General features: G+C 58.0%; 16 protein-coding genes. 14 read left to right on the forward strand and 2 right to left on the reverse strand.

Translation table 11 applies throughout. The features are described 5' to 3' along the window. Positions 1-7: 7 nt before the first annotated feature. The 8 genes from R1T46_RS12915 to R1T46_RS12950 are packed head-to-tail and all read left to right on the forward strand — an operon-like array spanning position 8 to position 7,951. Complete coding sequence (locus R1T46_RS12915) at positions 8-1,651, forward strand: hypothetical protein (protein ID WP_317305688.1); 1,644 nt, start codon at positions 8-10, stop codon at positions 1,649-1,651. Further along, entirely contained in the window at positions 1,648-4,452 is a 2,805-nt protein-coding gene (locus R1T46_RS12920; protein ID WP_317305689.1) for a tetratricopeptide repeat protein, read from the forward strand. The genes R1T46_RS12915 and R1T46_RS12920 overlap by 4 nt, the downstream gene beginning before the upstream one ends. Beyond that, positions 4,442-4,909: a tetratricopeptide repeat protein gene (locus R1T46_RS12925; protein WP_317305690.1), complete on the forward strand. Its 468-nt coding sequence runs from the start codon at positions 4,442-4,444 to the stop codon at positions 4,907-4,909. Before R1T46_RS12920 ends, R1T46_RS12925 begins: the two co-directional genes overlap by 11 nt. Beyond that, positions 4,910-5,260, forward strand: coding sequence for a hypothetical protein (locus R1T46_RS12930; RefSeq protein ID WP_317305691.1), 351 nt, complete (start codon positions 4,910-4,912; stop codon positions 5,258-5,260). Between the two features lie 18 nt (positions 5,261-5,278). Next, positions 5,279-5,923, forward strand: coding sequence for a MotA/TolQ/ExbB proton channel family protein (locus R1T46_RS12935; protein WP_317305692.1), 645 nt, complete (start codon positions 5,279-5,281; stop codon positions 5,921-5,923). Positions 5,924-5,938: 15 nt separating this feature from the next. Continuing rightward, complete coding sequence (locus R1T46_RS12940) at positions 5,939-6,454, forward strand: biopolymer transporter ExbD (protein ID WP_317305693.1); 516 nt, start codon at positions 5,939-5,941, stop codon at positions 6,452-6,454. Next, entirely contained in the window at positions 6,451-6,945 is a 495-nt protein-coding gene (locus R1T46_RS12945) for an ExbD/TolR family protein (protein WP_317305694.1), read from the forward strand. The genes R1T46_RS12940 and R1T46_RS12945 overlap by 4 nt, the downstream gene beginning before the upstream one ends. Then, the gene (locus R1T46_RS12950) at positions 6,938-7,951 is read left to right on the forward strand and encodes an AgmX/PglI C-terminal domain-containing protein (protein WP_317305695.1); all 1,014 of its coding nucleotides are present in this window, start codon (positions 6,938-6,940) and stop codon (positions 7,949-7,951) included. The genes R1T46_RS12945 and R1T46_RS12950 overlap by 8 nt, the downstream gene beginning before the upstream one ends. Positions 7,952-7,970: 19 nt before the next feature. Here the strand turns inward: R1T46_RS12950 and R1T46_RS12955 are convergent, their stop codons facing one another. After that, complete coding sequence (locus tag R1T46_RS12955; protein ID WP_317305696.1) at positions 7,971-8,456, reverse strand: MaoC/PaaZ C-terminal domain-containing protein; 486 nt, start codon at positions 8,454-8,456, stop codon at positions 7,971-7,973. Positions 8,457-8,650: 194 nt separating this feature from the next. Here R1T46_RS12955 and R1T46_RS12960 point away from each other — a divergent pair, with 194 nt between their 5' ends. From R1T46_RS12960 to R1T46_RS12970, 3 genes are all read left to right on the forward strand, one after another. Then, positions 8,651-10,327, forward strand: a complete 1,677-nt coding sequence (locus R1T46_RS12960; RefSeq protein ID WP_317305697.1) for a long-chain fatty acid--CoA ligase — start codon at positions 8,651-8,653, stop codon at positions 10,325-10,327. Positions 10,328-10,482: 155 nt separating this feature from the next. Continuing rightward, positions 10,483-14,409 (forward strand): ATP-dependent RNA helicase HrpA, encoded by a 3,927-nt coding sequence (hrpA, locus tag R1T46_RS12965; RefSeq protein ID WP_317305698.1) that lies wholly within the window; start codon positions 10,483-10,485, stop codon positions 14,407-14,409. Positions 14,410-14,510: 101 nt separating this feature from the next. Next, a complete protein-coding gene (locus R1T46_RS12970; RefSeq protein ID WP_036205456.1) occupies positions 14,511-15,632 on the forward strand; it encodes a beta-ketoacyl-ACP synthase III in 1,122 nt (373 codons plus the stop codon). Between the two features lie 24 nt (positions 15,633-15,656). Here R1T46_RS12970 and R1T46_RS12975 read toward each other — a convergent pair whose 3' ends face one another. Next, the gene (locus tag R1T46_RS12975) at positions 15,657-16,064 is read right to left on the reverse strand and encodes an acyl-CoA thioesterase (RefSeq protein ID WP_075195252.1); all 408 of its coding nucleotides are present in this window, start codon (positions 16,062-16,064) and stop codon (positions 15,657-15,659) included. Between the two features lie 95 nt (positions 16,065-16,159). Here R1T46_RS12975 and R1T46_RS12980 point away from each other — a divergent pair, with 95 nt between their 5' ends. The 3 genes from R1T46_RS12980 (at position 16,160) to R1T46_RS12990 (ending at position 20,286) form a co-directional block, all read left to right on the forward strand. Then, positions 16,160-16,951 carry a VacJ family lipoprotein gene (locus R1T46_RS12980; RefSeq protein WP_041333267.1) on the forward strand — a complete coding sequence of 264 codons (792 nt, stop codon included), beginning with the start codon at positions 16,160-16,162 and terminating at the stop codon, positions 16,949-16,951. Between the two features lie 36 nt (positions 16,952-16,987). Beyond that, positions 16,988-18,475, forward strand: a complete 1,488-nt coding sequence (locus tag R1T46_RS12985; RefSeq protein WP_036205459.1) for a DUF3336 domain-containing protein — start codon at positions 16,988-16,990, stop codon at positions 18,473-18,475. Positions 18,476-18,573: 98 nt separating this feature from the next. Next, a complete protein-coding gene (locus tag R1T46_RS12990) occupies positions 18,574-20,286 on the forward strand; it encodes an AAA family ATPase (RefSeq protein ID WP_199480488.1) in 1,713 nt (570 codons plus the stop codon).

Consider the following 20,286-nt stretch of genomic DNA (forward strand, 5'->3'; position numbering starts at 1 on the left):
CGGAAGGATGGTCGTGCGCGCTGAGCTTCGGAAAGTTTCCACTCTGTTTGCTCTCAGCCTGGCCACGGCCTTTATCCCGGGGCTGGCATCCGGAGGCAGCGATTTGGCGTCGTTGCGCTCGGGGCTCGCACAATTCGCCCTGGACACACATGACCCGGCTGCAGCATTGCGTTATACCCGGAATGCCACTACTGAAGCCGAGCGCCTGACTCGTGCTAAAGCACTTTTGGTCACAGGGAGCCATCAAGAGGCTGAACGGCTGTTGAAAGAACTGCTCGAAGGACAGTATTACCGGGGCCAGGCGGCGCTGTTGCTGGCGGAAATACCGACGGACCCTGGAGGCAACAAAACCCGGGAATACCTTGAAATCGCTGCGAAGCGGGCCAGTGGCAGTGACCGGCAAAAGGCGCTTTACCGGTTGGCCGAGATTGAGCGGGAGGCGGGGCATACTGATCGGGCCGGGAAAGTGCTGGCGTCCATGGAGCCAGGTTATTGGGCTGCGCTGGGTTACATGAACATTGCGGCTGATTACGGCAGACAGGACCGTAATCCATCGCGAGCGCTGGTGGCGCTTCGAGTGGCACTTGCCATGTCCGAAGAAGACGTTGATAGCCAGCGCAGCCAGGAGCTCAGAAGCCGATTACTGGTTCGCGCCGGCTACCTTGCCTACGACCACGGAGACTACGAAAAGGCCATCGGTTTCCTGGAAAAAATCCCCCTGGAAAGCTACAGCACGTCTCATGGCCTCTACCTTCATGGTCTTGCGCTTTCTGCCAGTGGAAACCAGCGGGCGGCAATGCAGTCCTGGCATCGAGCCAAAAAGTACCCACTGGCTTATCCCGGCGTGGCTAATGCCTGGCTTGGGACGGGTAGGGGATACGACCTTGCCGGTTACCTGGGGCAGGCGGGTGAAGCTTATCTTGCTGCAAACGCTTCCTATGAAAGCGAACGGGTCACACTTCGCAAGCTGGCTGATCAGATTCGTCAGAAGGGGGCGTATCAGGCGTTGGTACTCGATGCCAGGGGCTCTGAGGCTCAATGGTTCCTTGCCGATAACCGCATGCTCACACAGCCCCGTACCGCCTATCTTTTACGTTTCATCGAGCAGCCCGCTGCGCAGGCCGCCGTCAACCGGGTGGCTGAACTGAGGGAGATGAGGCAAACACTGAATCAGCGGGAAGACAGCCTTGCTGTTTTTCGGGAGGCCATCAGTGAGCGTTTGGGGCCCGTGGGGCACGACGTTGGTGGCGCGCCCTTTAACGAAGAGATTGAAGTGCTGGTGCAGCGGTTGGCGAACCTGAAAGCCCGGACTATCTCTCCTGCACAACAAGAGACGCTGAAAGGTATAGCCAGGACATTGGCCGATCTGAAGGCATCCGTTGGCAGGTTTGATGACAGAGTGAAAAAGAAAGATCGTGAACTCAATGAATTGATGGCCCGTACCGATCACGCGCTGGAGCGGATACGGACGGTTCGTCGTACGGCCAATGCGCTTTTCAGCAGGGCGGAGTCGGCACTGGATGAGCTGGCTCTGGCCTATGTTGAAGAGCAGGATCACCGTATGGCGTTTGCGCTGGATCGGACCGAACAGCAGATTGCCCACCTCTACGAGTACCTGGCCCTGGAAAACCTTGAGCGAGGTCAGCCATGAAGACCGTGGTGTCAATTTCCCTGACGATGCTGTTCACAGCGTTCGCGGCGAGCGCCCAGGCACAGGAATCTTTCCGGATAGAACTGGGTCGTGATGGAGAGACCATCGCTGATATGCGTCCGGTTTTCCTGGAATTCCAGTCCCGCCCGATGCCGGCCATATCGCCAACGGAAGTCGCCCGTCGATACCAGCGGTTGTTTGAACACTCTGATGAGCCTGAGGTGCGCATTGATGCACTTAACCGGCTTTCCAATATTCAGACGGTGACTGACGAAGACGTCAGCTTCAGCGAAGAACGCGAGCAACAGGTCTACCGGCAGGCGCTGGAAAGCTACGAATCCATCCTCGACAGGGGCGCCTATCAGGGCCGGCTTGATGAATTGCTGTACCAGATGGCGAAGGCCCATGCCTACACGGGGCAGGCGGAGGAGTCCATTGACCGGTTACGCCAACTGGTTGGTCTGTATCCTTCGTCATCCCTGGTGCCTGAGGCCCGTTTCCGTATTGCCGAGTCAGCGTTTTCAGCGCAGGACTATGCCGAGGCTGAGTCCGAGTACAGCCGTGTGATATCGAGTGACGGCACCGATAGCCTGAAAACCAAGGCCCGATATATGAAGGGCTGGAGCCAGTACAAGCAAGGGCGTTCTGCCCGGACTAGAGCCGCAAAGACCTTTCTGGCGGTACTGGACGGTTTCGGTGAGGATACCAGTGGGTTTCGCCGCATTCCCGCCAGTGACGCTGAACTGGTTGACGACACCTTCAGGATCGTCGCCCTGATGGCGGCGGAAGACCGGGGCGTTGAATCCCTGGCAGGCTGGTTGAACGATGCGGGTGGCAAGGATTTCGGGTATCTGCTGTACGACCGGCTGGCAGATTACTACACCAGTAACCGGCGCTTTGAAGACAGCGTGGCGGTGAACAATGCCTTTGTTCGCGATTTCCAGGCACATAACGCAGTACCAGCCTTTCTGGCCCAGAATGTGGATGTCTGGCGCATGGCTGGGCAAGCCAATCGCGCAAGGGCCGCCAGAGCTGAATATGTCCAGGCATTTTCCGGCGATTCCCGTTATCAGCAGCTTCCCGCAGCGCATCAGGAACGTTGGCAGAATTTCAGCCGGTCACTGGCGGATTATCACTATGATCAGGCCGAAGAGGGGAAAGCGGAAGGTCAGGCGGCATCTTTTCGATTGGCCGGGGATTATTACAGTCAGTTGGCTGGCCGGAACAACCAGAAGAGAGACGTCCTTCGCCTGGCCGGCGATGCGTTCCTGCAGGCCGGCGACCACACTGACGCCTTCGAGCATTACCAGCGCGCGGCTTATGAAGCGGATCATGAGACAAGAGACTATGCGGGGGCAGCGGATGCCGCTTGGGCTGCCATCGTCATTCAGCGTAATGCGCTGGACAGTCGCAATTCGTTTCCCGCAACACTGGACGACCTGGCTGCCGCCGCCGACCGCTTCACGGCTGAGTTTCCCGAAGACAGGCGTCAGCCTGGCCTGATGGCGGATATCGCCAACCGAATGCTCGCAGAGCATCGTTATGCTGACGCCCTTCGATTCGCCGAGTTTGCCGTAGCCCATCCGTCGGTCAGCGCAGCTGAGCGATACAGCTCCTGGGTGGCAGCCGGTAAGGCGAACATGGCGATGGCGTCCTATGGGCTTGCTGAAAATGCCTGGCGTCAATCACTGGCTTTGATTTCAGAGGGACGGTTACAGGAAGCGCGGGCCAACGATACCAACAGTCTGAAACGGCAATTAGCCAGCAGCATCTATTATCAGGGCGAGAAAGCGGCGAGCGAAGGCCGCACTGACGCTGCGGTGGCGCATTTCCAGCGCGTGGAGTCTGCGTTTCCGGGGTCGGAAATTGCAATCAAGGGCCGTTACGACGCTGCGAATACACTTATGAAGGCAGAGCGCTGGCAGGCCGCCGTTAATGAACTGAACCGGTTTCGCACGGATTACCCGCAGCATGACCTGACCCCAACCGTGCGAGAGAAGCTGGTGTTTGCCTATCAGTCATCGGGCCAACTGGTGCGGGCGGCGGATGAAGTCATGCGTGCCGAAGGAGAAGAGCCGCCGTCCTGGGACCAGCGGCTGAGGGCGGCGGAGCTGTATCACAAGGCAGAGGCCCACGAGCGTCGCAATCGCATCTATGTCGAATGGCTGAACCGCGATTCCGCTGCTGTCGATTCCGAGAGCCATATCCATAACCAGACCCTGCGCCAGCGTCTTGTGCTCGATAATGTGGAGCCGCGCCAGTATCGAATCGATCTGGTTGAGCGAGAGCTCGCCAGCCAGTGGCATTCGGAAGACACACTGGCCTGGGCAGGGCGGGCAGCCATCGTGCTTGGTGCAGAGGCGTCTGAGCGGTTTGCCGAAGTTCCGCTACAGATTCCATTGGCCGAATCCCTGGCGCGCAAACAAGCGGCCCTCTCGGCCGCGCGAGAGCGTCTTTCACAGGCCGAGACGCTGGTTGGTGAGAGTGCGCGTTCGGAAATTATGTTCCGCCGGGCAGAGCTGTACCGGGTGATGGCGCAGGATCTCATGGCATCTGAAGCGCCGGCGAACCTGAGCGACCTTGAGGCAACCCAGTATCGGATGTTGCTTGAAGAGGAGGCCTACCCCTTCGAGGAAAAGGCCATTGACCTGCACGCAAGGAATCATCAACGCCTGGCGGAAGGCCTGTTTGATGACTGGGTGGAACGCAGCCTGCAAGTGCTGGCTGACTTGTTTCCCGGCAGGTACGACCGGGAGGTCCGCTGGATGACGTGGAATGAGGAGGTCAACGATGACGCCTGAAACAGCACGCGCGGTTTTGCTTACAGGGTGTCTTGCGTTGCTGGCGGGGTGCGCCAGCCAACCCGGGCCGGAGCCGGTGGTCGTCAACACCGCCGAGGCCAGTGAACTGGCCCGTCAGGCCTGGGAGGCACACCAGCAGGGACGCAAGAAAGACGCCCTTGACCGGTACCGAGAGGCTTTTGATATGAACCCGGGCAACGCCCTCACGGCCAACAACCTGGCGTTGTTGTTGCGAGAGCGGGGACGATTTGAGGAGGCGGTGACGGTGCTGTCGAAGGGACTCAGCCATTCTCCGGACACCGCTGAACTGCATTACAACCTTGCGGTAATCTCAGAGCTGTATCTGCTGGACCTCGACGGCGCACTGACGCATTACCGCCGTTACCGCGAGTTGGCGGGCACCGAGGATAAGCAGGTGGCCGGTTGGATTGCGGACCTGGAACGGAGGCTGGACTGAATGCGCCTTTATCGACGATTGACGGCTGCCAGCCTGATCTTGATGTTTAGTCCGATGATGGCCTTTGCAAATGAGGCGACCAATGCCTCGGGAGCGGTTGCCTCTCGGGCTGCGGATACCACCGTCGCACTGGGGGTGGAGGGAATCAACCGCCATACCGGAGACGATGATCCCGGCGTGCTTTATATCCTGCCCTGGCAGCCGCCGACCTTGCCGAGGCGTTCACGTGCTGAACTGGATGCCGGAAGCGAGGAACTGCTCGAACCCAAGGATCCGCTGACCCTTGAGCGTCACCGGAAATTCCGTGAAACCCTGAATCCATTGTTGGATTCCACTCTTTCCCTGCAGTAGAGAACCGGGAGTCTGAATATGCTGGAAACTGTTGTTCGTTTTTTTCAGGAAGGTGGCCCCTTCATGTACCCGATTGCCATTGTGCTGGCCGTTGGTCTGGCGATTACCGTTGAGCGTTTCATCTATCTCGCTTCGGTGCGCCGCCGGAACCGACTTGCCTTTGAGAAGGGCATATTGCCGCTGCTCAGAAAACGGGATTACCAGCGTGCGATGAAAGCCGCTACAGGTTCTGACAGTGCCATTGCGTCGATCATGAGCGCCGGAATTGGTCGGTTGCTGAACAATCACTCCCGTGAAGATGTTGAGTACGCCATGGAAGAAGGATTGATGGAAGTCTTGCCCCGTCTTGAGAAACGCACCCAATACCTGGCAACCCTTGCCAACATTGCGACTCTCCTCGGCTTGCTGGGCACAATCATCGGCCTCATCGCTGCGTTTACGGCGGTGGCCGCTGCAGATCCGTCCCAGAAGGCGTCGCTGTTATCGGAAAGTATCTCCGTTGCCATGAACACCACGGCGTTTGGCCTGATGTCGGCCATTCCGCTGTTGATGTTTCATGCATTGCTGCAGACCCGTACCAATGAAATCGTCGACAGTTTCGAGATGGCCGGGGTGAAGCTGCTGAACATTATCTCCGAGCAGCCCGCCCCCCAATCCGTCTGAGCCAGGGTTTGTCGCATGAGACGAAAGCATCGCAGGCTTGTCAGCAATCCGGAACTGGATATCACGCCATTCCTGAACCTGATGATTGTATTGGTCCCGGTATTACTGCTGGGCATGGTCTTTAGCCAGATTCGTATGATTGAGCTCGACTTTCCCGGGATGGAGTCGGGCGAGGCACCGCAGGCTGACGAACTGCGGCTGGTGGTGGCGTTGATACCCCAGGGCCTGGAGGTTCTGGACAGTGAGAGAGGCGTAATCCAGACCCTGCCGTTGATTGAGGGTGATCAGGACTTCGGCGGCCTGAGGGAAACTCTCAAACAGATCAAGAGGCGGGTGCCCGAGAAGACTGACATCGTTCTGGAAGTCAGCCCCGACATCGACTACCAGACTCTGGTGACAGCGATGGACACACTCCGCTCCTATCCGGCAGTTGTGGCGGCCAGTGTGGTTGAGGGAGAGCTCTTCCCGGATGTGGCACTGGCAGACGCCCCTGAAAACCGGACGCTATCGGGCAAAGGGGAGGGTGCATGAAAACCTCCCGCCGTGCCCGTCGTATACAGCGTCACTACAGCCGTATGCACCGCCCGGGTGGCCTGAATCTGGTGTCCCTGATGGACATTTTCACGATTCTGGTGTTCTTCCTGATGGTGAACTCGTCTGATGTAAAGGTTATGCAGAACACGGCCGATGTCCCACTGCCGCAATCGACCGCGGACAAGGAGGCGGTTGAAACCCTGATGGTCCAGGTAATTGGCCGGTCCATTCTCGTGCAGGGCCGGGAAGTTGCACGGTTGGATAGTATTGAAACCGGGGACAGCATCGTCGGTGGACTGGCGGATGAGCTTGCCTGGGTGCGTAACCGGAGGGGCCAAGTGCCGGAGCAGGGCCATGAGGTGACCATCATGGCAGGGCGTGCCACCGACTACCGGTTATTGAGAAAGATCATGCAAACCTGCATCGATGAAGACTTCCGGCAGGTCCGGCTGGCCGTTGAGTCGGCGAAGGAGGTCGGCAATGGCTGAGCCTCAGAGTCTTTCTTCCAAAAAGCTCTCTCCCAACAACCTCACCTCCAATCACCTTTCATCCGGGTTGCCATGGGGGGCGGAAAAGGGCGAGAACCGCCGCTTTATGCTGGCATTGTTGGTGATGGTGGCGGTCTTTCTGCCTCCCGCACTGCTTATTCCGGCGCTTCAGCTTCCGGAACGGGATCGCAGTGAGGCGGAGAAGATCCCACCTCAATTGGCACGACTGGTAGAGCAACGCGAGCCGCCAAAGCCGATTCCAGTGCCTGAGGTTGAACCCGAACCCGAGCCGGCCCCTGAACCTGAAGATGAGAGCACAGAATCCAAGGCGGTGGAGCCGGAGTTGGCGGAAGAGGCGCCCCCACCCGAACCTGTGCGCCCGACACCCGCTCCTTCCCAAACGGTCGAGCAGGCACGTGAAACCGCCTCCAGGTCGGGCTTGATGGCAATGCAGGACCAACTCGCCAGTATGCGGGCTCCAGAGCCGGACGCCTTGGACACCCTGGCGGCCAACGTCGATGCCGAGACCGCAAGCGACGAAGGAGGTCTGTTCGGTGTGAAAACTGACTCCGACAAGGCGCTTGCTGGCAGCGGCGGTGTCACCCGGGAAGCCGCGCCTGAAACGGAAGTGGCTGTGGCTGGCCATCAGGTTCGAAACGTGGAGGTGGCGCAGGAAGCAGTACCAGAACCTGCGCCGGAGCCCAGCGGCGGCCCGGGCCAGCGGGGTATGAGCAACATTCGCCAGGTGTTTGACGCCCAGAAGACGTCGCTGTATTCCCTCTACCGGCGTGAGCTGCGACAGGATCCGACGCTGGAAGGAAAGGTTATGCTGGAGTTGGTGATCGAACCGGATGGGTCCGTATCCAGTTGCGAGGTGGTGAGCTCCGAGCTGGGCAATCAAAGCCTGGAGCAACGAATTGCCATGCGTGTGCGCCTGTTCAATTTCGGCGAGGACGATGTGGAACCCAGGACGGTGCGATTCCCCATCGATTTCCTGCCGGGTTAAGTCAGGGGGCTCAGATACGCTAGTGCGCTATGGTGATTTTTGGTAGCTGTGGCTTGCTCAGGGACATCTTCTGGGTAGGGGCAATCACTTTCGCCTCACCGGTGACGACTTTCTCATCGTTCTGGTTGCGGACGTCGCAGGATAGGGTTACGCGGTTTTTGCGCTCCTTTGCCAGTACCGTCAATGTCACCGTCAGGGTGTCGTCCAGCTTTACCGGGCGCTTGAAAGCCAGGCTCTGTTCCAGGTATATGGTGCCGGGGCCTGGCATCACTGTGGCCAGGGCCGCGGAAATCAGCGAGCCGCTCCACATGCCATGGGCAATCCGTTCCTGGAACATGGAGTCGGCGGCGAACTCCGAATCCAGGTGGACCGGGTTTACATCTCCGGATACCGCGGCGAACATCACCAGTTCGTCCTCAGTCAGTGTTTTCACATAGGTTGCCGAGTCGCCTTCCTGGAGTTCGTCGTAAGTGATGTTCTCAAGCGTGTCCAAAGTGTCGCTCATGATGTGCTCCAGTGTTGGGTGTGATTGGGGTGGTGGCTACAACCGCTACAGTTCTGCGTTGAAAACTACCTCATCGTTCACAAAACTGCTATTCTCTCCCGACTTTTCGAGGCTGATACTTTTGTCTGGTTGATTTTTTGACCAAAACGACATCGGTAAACATTATAAGCACAAATGCCAAACAGGAGATGGTGATGGATTTTGAGCAGTTCTATCAGGACAAATACCCCGCTGGCGTGTCCCTTAACGTAGATCTGGATAAATACACTAGCATGGTTGACGTATTTGACCAGGCCGTGAATAAGTACGCTGATCGCCCCGCGTTCAGTGCCGTTGGCGCCACGCTCAGCTATCGTGACCTGGACACCCAGAGCCGGAATTTCGCTGCCTGGCTGCAGAACAAGACTGACCTCAAACCGGGCGACCGGATTGCGGTGCAAATGCCCAACGTGTCCCAGTACCCTGTCGTCGTGTTTGGTGCCATGCGCGCGGGCCTGATCGTGGTGAACACCAACCCGCTGTACACCACTCGCGAAATGGAACACCAGTTCAATGATTCCGGTGCCAAGGCGCTTGTAGTGCTGGCGAACATGGCTCACAACGCCGAGAAAGTGCTTCCCCACACCGGCATCGAGCATGTCATTGTTACCGAAATCGCCGATATGCATTCACCGCTGAAGCGTACGCTGATGAACGCAGCGGTGAAGCACCTGAAGAAAATGGTTCCGGCATTCAGCCTGCCCCAGGCCCATAAACTCCCGGCGGTACTTAGCGCAGGGGCCCGGGAAAAGTTCTCCCCGGTGGAGTGCAAGAAAGACGACATCGCCGTGCTGCAGTACACCGGTGGCACCACTGGTGTGGCCAAGGGCGCGATGCTGACCCACGGCAATCTGGTCGCCAACCTCCTGCAGGTCCGGCCGATGATGGAAGATTCGGTGGAGGAGGGCACGGAAGTGGTTATTGCTCCGCTGCCGCTTTACCACATCTATTCGTTCACCCTGAACTGCGGCATCATGCTTGAGGCTGGTGCGCACAACGTTCTTATCCCGAACCCCCGTGATATCCCCGGATTCGTGAAAGAGCTCAAAAACCATCGCTTCACCGCATTCCTGGGGCTGAACACGCTGTTCGTGGCGTTGTGCAACAACGAAGAATTCAAGGCCCTTGATTTCAGTGCCCTGAAGCTGACGTCGTCCGGCGGCATGGCGCTGACCAGCGACACCGCGAAAATGTGGCAGCGTGTTACTGGGTGTGAAATCAGTGAAGGTTACGGCATGACCGAAACCTCGCCGGTTGTGACCTTCAACCCCAACAGCGCAATCCAGCTTGGTACGATTGGCCTGCCGATTCCCGGTACCCAAGTCAAAACCATCGATGATGACGGCAACGAAACGCCACTCGGCGAGCCTGGCGAACTGTGTGTGAAGGGGCCACAGGTGATGCGTGGATACTGGCAGCGCCCGGAAGACACCCAGAAGTCCTTCACTGATGACGGTTTCCTGAAGACGGGTGACATTGCCCTTATCCAGGAAGACGGCTACATCCGCATCGTTGACCGCAAAAAGGACATGATTATCGTGTCTGGCTTCAATGTCTTCCCCAATGAGATTGAGGACGTGGTCAGTGGTCATCCGAAAGTGGTTGAGTGTGCTGCGGTCGGTGTTCCCGATGACAAGAGTGGGGAGGCGGTGAAGGTCTACCTGGTCGCAACCGCGGAAGGTGTTACCGAAAATGAACTGAAAGAGTTCTGCCGTGAACGCCTGACTGCCTACAAGGTCCCCAAGTCCTTCGTGTTCCGTGATGAACTGCCGAAGACCAACGTCGGCAAGATCCTGCGGCGCGAGCTGCGTGACGAAGCCAACAGCAAGTAACCGGTTCGTGCGGGCGGTTTAATCGCCCCGAACGGACGACGTGAACCCCGCCTCGGCGGGGTTTTTCCGTTTAATGAGGCGCGGGATATCGTTAGACTGTCGCCACGCCCGTAACGAACCGGGTATCCAAGATCCAACAACGGTAAAACGGACCGATGACGCAAGCCCCACCGGAACAGCCCACGACTACGCCAGACGGCAAGGCCGCCGTAAAGGCCATCATGGAGCAGTTGGATGCCTGCAACCAGTTGGAAGCCGCCCGTATTCACAAGTTGGTCGCCCGGAAAAAAGGGCGTCCGGGCCAGAAGGATCTTGAAAAGATGGCGCAATGGCTCGATCGGGGGCAGGCGCGTGTCACGGAACGCCAGGCAATGCATAAGCCGGCCACCTTTCCGTCATCGCTGCCGGTGTCCGAACGGGTCGATGATATCCGTGAGGCTATTGAACAGAACCAGGTGGTGATCATTGCCGGTGAAACGGGGTCTGGTAAGACCACCCAGATTCCCAAGATCTGTATGAACAGCGGTCGCGGGATTCGTGGGCTGATCGGCCACACTCAGCCCCGCCGGATTGCCGCCCGTACCGTAGCCGGTCGTATTGCTGAAGAACTTGGAGAACAGACTGGCGGGCAGGTGGGGTATCAGGTGCGTTTTACCGACACCACGTCGGACCAGTCCCGGGTCAAAGTCATGACCGACGGCATCCTGTTGTCGGAGGTGCAGCACGACCGGTTTCTGGATCGTTACGATACCCTGATTATTGATGAGGCCCACGAACGCAGCCTTAATATCGACTTTCTGATGGGCTACCTGCGGCAACTGTTGCCGAAACGGCCTGATCTGAAGGTCATCATCACCTCCGCCACCATCGAAGTGGAACGCTTTAGCGAGTTCTTTAGTGGCGCGCCGGTCATCGAAGTCAGCGGGCGAACCTATCCGGTAGATGTGCGTTACCGTCCTCTCACTGGCGATGAGGACGATCGGGACCAGGGTTGGACGGATGGCGTGCTGCGTGCGATGGAGGAAATCGAACAGCACGAACGTGCAGAAAAGCAGCCACCGGGCGACGTACTCGTATTCCTGCCCGGCGAGCGGGAAATTCGCAGCCTCAGCAAGGTACTGCGACACGCCGAGCTGCGCCATACCGAAGTTCTACCATTATATTCTCGGCTCAGTAACCAGGAACAGAACCGGATATTCCAGGGCCACCGGGGGCGTCGGATCGTGCTCTCCACCAACGTCGCGGAAACCTCCCTGACCGTGCCCGGCATACGCTATGTCATCGACACCGGCGTGGCCCGTATCAGCCGTTACAGCGTACGTTCCAAAATCCAGCGCCTGCCCATTGAGCCGGTGTCCCAGGCCAGCGCCAACCAGCGTGCCGGGCGCTGTGGCCGGGTTGCTCCGGGGATTTGTTTCCGGCTTTACGAGGAAACCGATTTCATCAACCGGCCCGAGTACACCGACCCGGAGATCCTGCGCACCAACCTGGCCTCGGTTATTCTGCAGATGACCACCTCGGGGCTTGGGGATATCCGCCATTTCCCGTTCCTGGAGCCACCGGACCGTCGCCTGATCAACGATGGCTACAAATTGCTCGAAGAGCTTGGAGCCGTTGATGACAAGCGCCGTCTGACAAACCTTGGCCGCACCATGGCACGCCTGCCGCTGGACCCAAGGCTGGCGCGCATGCTGGTGACCTCCTCGGAACAGGGCAGTCTGGCAGAAACGTTGGTGATCATTGCCGGCCTGAGCGTTCAGGACCCGAGAGAGCGCCCCCAGGACAAACAGCAGGCTGCCGATCAGGCCCACGCGCCGTTCAACGACAAGGAGTCGGATTTCCTGACCTTGTTGAATATCTGGAATTTCTACGAGGAACAGCGCCAGGAACTGTCCCAGAATCAGCTAAAAAAGGTCTGCCAGAAGAGCTTTCTGTCGTGGATGCGGATGCGGGAGTGGCGCGACATTCACCGGCAACTGACGCTGATTTGCCGTGAGCAGAAACTGAAACTGAACAGAGATGCGGCCAGTTACGAGTCTTTGCACAAAGCCATTCTTGCGGGTTTGCTGGGCCAGGTGGCGGTGAAGCTTGAAAAGAAGGAGTATCTGGCCACCCGCAACCGTAAGGTCATGATCTTTCCGGGCTCAAAAGTGTCGAAAACCGGCCCGAAGTGGATTGTGGCGGCGGAAATTGTCGAAACCAGCCGCGTGTTTGCGCGGGTGGTGGCGAAGATTGAGCCGGAGTGGATCGAGCCCCTGGCCGGGCATGTGGTGAAGCATCACTTCTTCGAACCCCACTGGGAACAGAAACGTGGCCAGGTCATGGGCTATGAAAAGGTCAGTCTTTACGGCCTGGACATTATTGCCAAACGCCGTATTCCCTACAGTAAGGTGGACCCGGAGGAGTGTCGCAACCTGTTCATCCGCCGTGCCCTGGTGGAAGGCGACTACCAGTCCAAGGCGCCCTTTATTGCCCGTAACCGCGAACTGTTGGACACCGTTGAAAACCTGGAGCGCAAAACGCGGCGGCGGGACCTGTTGGTTGAGGACGAAGTGCTGGTGGCGTTTTATGACCAGCGGCTGCCAGCGGACATTGTTAGCGGCCGGCATTTTGAAAGCTGGTGGAAGCAGCTGAGTGCTGACCAGCTCCGTGACATGGAATTGACGGAGGCCGATATCCTCCAGCGCCCGGTGGATGAGCAGGCGGGCTCACTGTATCCGGACTACCTGGAGTGGGAAGGGGTGAGATATCCCCTGAGTTATGAGTTCGAGCCCACCAGTGAGCGCGATGGCGTTACGCTCCAGGCACCGGTGATGGCCCTGAAACAGCTTCCGGCGCGGCGGCTTGAATGGCTTGTGCCGGGGCTCTTGAGGGAGAAGTGCATCGCACTGGTCAAAGGCCTTCCGAAGGCGTTGAGGCGCAACTTTGTACCGGTACCGGATTTCGTGGATGCGGCTCTGGAAAACCTTCAGGCTTCAAACGAGCCATTGGCGCTGCAGCTGGGCGAACAGCTCCGGCGAATGACGGGTGTCAGGATTGACGCCGATGCCTGGCCACAGGAGGATCTGCCGAAGCACCTGAGAATGAATCTTCGGGTTGTTGATGATGCGGGCAAGCCCATCGCCGAGGGGCGGGAAACCGAAAAGCTGCAAAGCGAACTGGAAGGGCGGGCAGAAGCTGCGTTGTCTTCGGCAACCCGCAGGGAGCCCTCGACCGAGGCTGCGAGTGCGTCAACGCGATGGGATTTCGGGTCGCTGCCCGAATCTGTCAGGACCGAAAAAGGCGGTATGGAAGTCACCGTATACCCGGCATTGGAAGACACGGGGGATTCCGTGCGCCAGACACGGTTCCTGGACCGGCTTACGGCGGAGGATGCAACTCGCAAAGCGGTGGCGCGACTGATACTGATTCGGCTGGGCAATACGCTGGAGGACATCGAGCGGAAGTTGCCGAACTTCAAGTCATCGGCGTTGATGTTCGCGCCGGTGGGCAAAGCCCGGGTGTTGCTGGATGACCTGTTGCTGGCCACGGCGATGCAGCATTTTGTGCCCGATGACGTACCCCGGGACAACAACGCGTTCGAGAACGCGTTTAACGCCGGGAGGGCGGAATTCGTACCGGCACTTGAGCAGGCTGACGAGCGGCTACACCAGGCCATGACGGGCTATCATGGCGTGATGAAACAGCTCAAGGGCAAAATCAACCTCGCGCTCGCGAACAGTATGGCGGACTTGAAGTTTCAGCTGCAAAATCTTGTGTATCCGGGTTTTATTGTTGCCACGCCGCCGGAATGGCTTGCCCATTTTGGACGCTACTTTGAGGCCGCCAGCATCCGCTTCGAGAAAATGCCCAGGGAGCTCGGGCGGGAGCGGGAGTTCCTGCACACCATGGAGCCGCTCTGGTCCCGCTATGCCAGCAAACGCGATGAGCAGCAACGTCAGGGGGTAAGGGACCCGGAGCTATTGCTCTATCGATGGATGCTTGAGGAATTTCGGGTCTCTTTCTTTGCACAACAGCTGGGCACGGCCGTGCCGGTATCGGTCAAGCGCCTCGACAGGCAGTGGGAGCAGACGCGCGTGTAAGCCGGTCACGTTTGCGGGCAAAACGTTTAGACTGTGTTAGTATTTGGTCAATATTGGTGCAGTTAGATTGTTTGTTTTTACAACTATGACGTGGGGTTAGCGTGATTAGAGCCGTTATCAGCGGGACCGGGTTGTACACACCGCCAGCAACCATTACCAACGAAGAACTGGTGGAGGCATTCAATGCCTTCGTCGAACTTCACAACGCACGTCATGCTGACGATATTGCCAGTGGCGATCTTGAGCCCCTGCAACCGTCTTCGTCCGCTTTTATTGAAAAAGCGTCCGGCATCAAGCGTCGCCACGTGATTGACAAGCAGGGCATACTCGACCCTGAACGGATGTGCCCGAACATACCGGACCGACCCAACGAAGAAGCCTCGGTGCAATGCGAGATGGCGCTGGCAGCCTGCGAAGAGGCTCTCAAACAGGCCGGCAAGACTGCGGCCGATGTTGATGCGGTTATTGTCGCCTGCTCTAACATGCAGCGCCCATACCCGGCTATATCTGTTGAGGTTCAGGACGCGTTGGGCATCGAGGGCTTTGCCTACGACATGAACGTGGCGTGCAGTTCCGCGACCTTTGGGCTGCAGGCGGCGGCAAACGCCGTAGAGAATGGCACGGCCAGGGCGGTGCTGGTGGTTAGTCCGGAAATCTGCTCCGGCCACCTGAATTTCCGTGACCGGGACAGCCACTTCATTTTTGGCGATGCCTGCACCGCCATCCTGGTGGAAAGAGACGCCGATGTTGCGGAAGGGCAGGGTTTTGAGGTTCTTGGAACCAGCCTGCTGACCAAGTACTCCAATAACATTCGCAACAACTTTGGTTTCCTGAATCGGGGAGATAAAGAGGGCATTAACAAGCCGGACAAGCTGTTCGTGCAACAGGGGCGCAAGGTGTTCAAGGAAGTGTCGCCGTTGGTGGCGGAAACGATCCTCAAACAGCTGTCCAGCCTGTCGTTGTCGCCAGATGACCTCAAGCGAATGTGGCTGCACCAGGCCAACCTGAATATGAACCAACTGATCGCCCGCAAGGTGTTGGGGCGCGACGCGGACACGAAAGAGGCGCCGGTCATTCTGGATGAGTACGCCAACACCAGCTCCGCTGGCTCGATCATTGCGTTCCACAAACACAAGGACGACTTTGGCGCTGGTGAACTGGGCGTGATCTGTTCGTTTGGTGCAGGCTATTCCATCGGCAGCGTTGTGGTTCGCCGCCGATAGGGTCTAGGGTGGCGATAGGCGGTCTTAACTGGCCGCCAACGCCCTGAGCTTGTCAGGCAGCGCCATCGACGTGCGTTTGGTGCGGTCAAACCAGACAATTTTCGCATAGCCTTCCGCGTAGAGTGTGCCTGTCTCGGTATCGGTCAGCGTATGATAGGTATCGAGGCTGGTATTGCCGGCTTTGTCGGCGTATGTTCTGACCTCAACCGTTGCCGGATGGGCCAGTTCCTTCAGAAAGGTGGCGCTGGTCTTTATAATGACCGGACCGTCGGGGTCGTTTTCCGCGCCCAGCTCCAGGGACGCCAGCCAGGTGATGCGGGCTTCCTCGAAAAAGCGGAAATAAACCGTATTGTTGGCATGGCCGTATGCGTCCATATCTCCCCAGCGCAAAGGCATGGAGAGTGTGCTAACCAGATTCCCGGGTACTGACATCGGGGCTACTCCTGAAGCAAGGGGTTAATAATAAAAAAGCAGAGCGCCGGTATTTTCGACGAACAGTAACAGTTTTAACAACCTCAGGTCTGACGATGAGAGACATTTTTTTCCGGCACCCAGCAATCGGCGCCCTGATTTTTATCTGCCTGTTTTCAGGCAATGCGGTCGCGCAAACCGTGCAGCCAGTCGATCCTGACATGGCAGAACGAAAGCTTGACGCCCCTCCGAGCGAGGTCGATCCCTATGAGGACTGGAACCGGAAGGTCTATGGCTTCAACGAAACCATCGACAACTGGTTCCTCCGCCCTGTTGCGAAAGGGTACCGCACCGTCATGCCAGGCTTTGCGGACCGTGCTGTCACCAATTTCTTCAACAACCTGACTGAAATACGTAACTTCGCCAACAGTATCTTCCAATTGAAGGGAGAGTCTGCCGTCGTGGCGGCGGGTAGGTTTACCTACAATACGGTTTTTGGTCTGGGCGGGTTGATTGATGTGGCTACCATGTTCGATTTGCCTGAGCGTCCAGAAGACTTTGGCCAGACCTTGGGCTACTGGGGCACGGGCTCTGGACCTTACCTGATGCTGCCGTTTTTGGGGCCTTCGAATCCCCGGGACTTTGGTGGGTTTGTATCCGACAACCTGTTGTTGCCCTCAGCCTGGGACCTGGCTGAAACGCCGGATGTCTATTATGCGAGGGCGCTTCAGATTGTTGATAAGCGTGCCGATCTGATCCCTGCGGAAGGGTTCATCTCAGGTGACGGCTATACGTTCGTGAGAAACGCGTACCTGCAACGGCGGGCTTACCTGATCAATGATGGCAGAACCGTAGACGATCCATTTGCCAGCGATGACGATGAGGATTTGATGCTCGAGGATTTCTGACGCATCGAATCGGCTGGAACAACGGAGGTTTACCAGATGGTTGATGACCGTATCCGGAAATTCCGCAAGATGCTGGCGGAGGCGCCCAATTACGAAGTCTGGAAGGCTGCGGCGCTGGAGCTGGATTTCCTTGAGGGCAATGTGGAGTGGAAAGAGGAGTTTGGCTCCGACCTTTACCATTACGAACTCATCTACGACCGGCTCAGCAACCTCCGCACCTACCGGCATCAGAATGATTTCGAGCGCCTGAAGCGTGCATTGAGAGAAGGGCTTCATCACGACCTGGGCAATATGGGCAATACGGCCCTGTATACCCGTTCTCGGGTTGGCACCAAGCATCTGATCGAGGAGTACATCACCCAGGTGTGCGAATCGCTGGATTTCCTGTGCGACACCAAGGTGCCGGGATTCCCAGTGGCCGAGAAGCTGCAGTTCTTCCGCGATACCCTGACCAGTTATGGCCGCCCGGCTTTGCTGCTCAGCGGCGGTGCCACGCTGGGCATGTTCCATTTCGGCGTTATAAAGGCACTCTGGGAAAAAGGGTTGTTGCCGCAGGTCATTGCCGGCTCCAGCATCGGCGCCATTATCGCTGGCATACTGGGTGTCCACAGCGATGCGGAAATACCGGACATGCTGGTGCCTGAAAACCACGACATGAGGGCCTGGAAATGGCGAGGGCTGTTCAGTGCCATCCGGGGTGACGGCCTGATGGATCAGGAGCAGTTAAAGGCGTGCCTGCGTGCCAATATCGGGGAATACACCTTTGAGGAAGCGTTCCAAAAGACCGGTCGTTCCATCAACGTCAGTGTGTCACCGGTCCAGACCCACCAGAAAGCCCGTTTGTTGTGTGGCTACACGTCACCCTATCTGTTGGTCTGGAGTGCTGTGCTGGCCAGCGCGGCAGTGCCGGGCATCTTCCCGCCGGTACCGCTGATGAAGAAGGACATTCAGGGCAACGTGCTGCCCTACATGTCGCGGCTGAAGTTCGTGGACGGGTCGGTGGTCAGCGACTTGCCCATCGAACGGCTGATGCACCTTTACGACGTGAACTTCACCATTGTCAGCCAGACCAACCCCCATGTGGTGCCTTTTCTGAACCGGCGAGGCCGGGATGAAAAGATCAATGTCGCCAATCTGCCGATGCACCTGCTGAAATCGGAAATCCAGTTCCATGGCCAGGGCCTGTTCGATTATCTGCGAAAACGCGTTCAGCCGGAAATGCTTCGGCAGGTAGCGGGCCAGATGTACACCATTATGGGGCAGCGCTATTCCGGGGATGTCACCATCTCGCCGACGTATCGTCTTCGTGACTACCGTCGCATGTTATCCAACCCTGATCCGGCATGGGTCCGGGAGATGATATTGCAGGGCGAGCGTGCGACCTGGCCCAAGATTTCAATGATTCGCTCCCACGCCAGAATCTCCAAGACCCTGGAGCGATGCATTCGCCGCTTGAAATCCGAACAGCGCCGCTCCACAGCTGAACTGAGACTGGTAAGCAATGCGGATTCCGGCACTTCATGAGATGACAGCCCCGGGAGCCGGGCGGTATGATACCGCGATAGCCGGGGAGCCCGATGGCGGCTCCCGCAAGCTCCGCCTGAGCACCTGACTGGACACGCATGTACTACGATTTCTTCGGTTTTCGGGAGCCCCCGTTTTCGATAGCCCCGGACCCCCGCTATCTGTATCTGAGCGAACGCCATAAAGAAGCGCTGGCGCATCTGATGTATGGCGTGCAGGGGCAGGGCGGTTTTATCGTGATCACTGGAGAAGTCGGCACGGGCAAGACCACTGTCAGCCGTTGCTTCATCGAGAATGTGCCGGATCATGTAGACATTGCACTGATCCTCAATCCCAGATTGTCTGCCCGTGAGCTGTTGTCATCCATCTGCGATGAGCTTGAGATTGCCCATCCGGTCGGATCATCCATCAAGGAACTGGTGGGACTGATCAATGATGACCTGCTCAAGGCCCATGCAGCGGGCCGCCATAAGGTTCTGATGATTGATGAAGCCCAGAACCTGTCCGCCGAAGTGCTTGAACAGCTCCGATTGCTGACCAATCTCGAAACCGCTGAGAAAAAACTACTGCAGATTGTGTTGCTGGGACAACCTGAACTGCAGGAGATTCTGGGGCTACCAGAGCTCCGCCAGTTAAATCAGCGGGTAACGGCCCGTTATCACCTCGACGCCCTGGGTCGAGCAGAGATAGAGGCTTACCTGCGTTACCGGCTCAGCGTGGCAGGCCTCCGGGGCGAGATCTTTACTGATCGCGCGATCCGGGCTTTGTACCGCGCCAGCCATGGTGTACCGAGACTGATTAACCTGATCAGTGACCGTGCATTGCTGGGCGCCTACGCCGAAGGCGAGCACCAGATCACTGCTCCCCATATCCGTAACGCTGCCCGGGAAGTGAACGGCCAGAATCTGCCCAGGCGCGCTGGGCCGTCTCGAAAGTCCCATGCGCTGATGTTGGCTGCAGCCCTGCTGATGGCCATCATCATGACCACGTGGCTGTTCATAGGGCTTCCGGGGAGCGGTGGACCCGAGCCCGATGCTGTCGCCGAAAATCAGGGAACGTCCCTTACTGGCGCCATCGAACGGGTCGAGCTGGATATGCCTGTTGTCGAGTTGTCGGAAAAGCTTCCCGAAGCCAGTGAGCAGACCAGTGACTCACGCGAGGAGGAACCACTGCCCGAATTTGAGTTCCCGGACCAGACCATCTCTTTGCCAGTGGCTTTTCGCGAGCTGTTTGAACTATGGGGGTTGGAATACCGCGCCTCGGAAAGCCCAGTGGCGTGTGAGTTTGCCGAGGGGCAGGGACTGCGTTGCCTGCAGAACAAGGGCGCACGCCGAAGCCTGGAGTTTCTGGACCGGCCGGCGATACTTCAGCTTCGCAACGGCAATGGGGACAGTCACTATGCGGTCCTGAGCGGCCTCCAGGATAATCGCGCCACTATCGAACTCCCGAGTGGTCGCCGGGAGGTCACCTTCTCCAGCCTGGAGCCCTATTGGTTTGGCGAATTTACCGTACTTTGGGAAGCGCCCGGCTACATTTTGGGCGATGCGTCCGGTAGTGCTCAGGGTAATGAAAGGGTGGCCGAGCAGATCTGGATGGGCTCAAGAATGATGGAGCTCGCCAGCCGATACGCCGAAAGCCGGCAGGAAGAGAGCCGCGTCAACCGTATGCCGATCGAAGAGCAGGTCCGCTGGTACCAGCAGCAAAGAGGCCTGACGGTCGATGGCATTGCCGGTGCCATGACCATCATCCAGATGAATAACGACCTGGAATCCGCCGTGCCCCGGCTGACGTCCGGAAGGATGGTGAACTGA

The sequence above is a fragment of the Marinobacter salarius genome (genome assembly GCF_032922745.1).
Lineage (GTDB): Bacteria > Pseudomonadota > Gammaproteobacteria > Pseudomonadales > Oleiphilaceae > Marinobacter.

Excerpts from the sequence above, each read along its gene's own strand:
- R1T46_RS12915 (WP_317305688.1), top strand. The coding sequence starts at position 8 with ATGGTCGTGCGCGCTGAGCTTCGGAAAGTTTCCACTCTGTTTGCTCTC.
- R1T46_RS12920 (WP_317305689.1), top strand. The coding sequence starts at position 1,648 with ATGAAGACCGTGGTGTCAATTTCCCTGACGATGCTGTTCACAGCGTTC.
- R1T46_RS12925 (WP_317305690.1), top strand. The coding sequence starts at position 4,442 with ATGACGCCTGAAACAGCACGCGCGGTTTTGCTTACAGGGTGTCTTGCG.
- R1T46_RS12930 (WP_317305691.1), top strand. The coding sequence starts at position 4,910 with ATGCGCCTTTATCGACGATTGACGGCTGCCAGCCTGATCTTGATGTTT.
- R1T46_RS12935 (WP_317305692.1), top strand. The coding sequence starts at position 5,279 with ATGCTGGAAACTGTTGTTCGTTTTTTTCAGGAAGGTGGCCCCTTCATG.
- R1T46_RS12940 (WP_317305693.1), top strand. The coding sequence starts at position 5,939 with ATGAGACGAAAGCATCGCAGGCTTGTCAGCAATCCGGAACTGGATATC.
- R1T46_RS12945 (WP_317305694.1), top strand. The coding sequence starts at position 6,451 with ATGAAAACCTCCCGCCGTGCCCGTCGTATACAGCGTCACTACAGCCGT.
- R1T46_RS12950 (WP_317305695.1), top strand. The coding sequence starts at position 6,938 with ATGGCTGAGCCTCAGAGTCTTTCTTCCAAAAAGCTCTCTCCCAACAAC.
- R1T46_RS12955 (WP_317305696.1), bottom strand. The coding sequence starts at position 8,456 with ATGAGCGACACTTTGGACACGCTTGAGAACATCACTTACGACGAACTC.
- R1T46_RS12960 (WP_317305697.1), top strand. The coding sequence starts at position 8,651 with ATGGATTTTGAGCAGTTCTATCAGGACAAATACCCCGCTGGCGTGTCC.
- hrpA (WP_317305698.1), top strand. The coding sequence starts at position 10,483 with ATGACGCAAGCCCCACCGGAACAGCCCACGACTACGCCAGACGGCAAG.
- R1T46_RS12975 (WP_075195252.1), bottom strand. The coding sequence starts at position 16,064 with ATGTCAGTACCCGGGAATCTGGTTAGCACACTCTCCATGCCTTTGCGC.
- R1T46_RS12980 (WP_041333267.1), top strand. The coding sequence starts at position 16,160 with ATGAGAGACATTTTTTTCCGGCACCCAGCAATCGGCGCCCTGATTTTT.
- R1T46_RS12985 (WP_036205459.1), top strand. The coding sequence starts at position 16,988 with ATGGTTGATGACCGTATCCGGAAATTCCGCAAGATGCTGGCGGAGGCG.
- R1T46_RS12990 (WP_199480488.1), top strand. The coding sequence starts at position 18,574 with ATGTACTACGATTTCTTCGGTTTTCGGGAGCCCCCGTTTTCGATAGCC.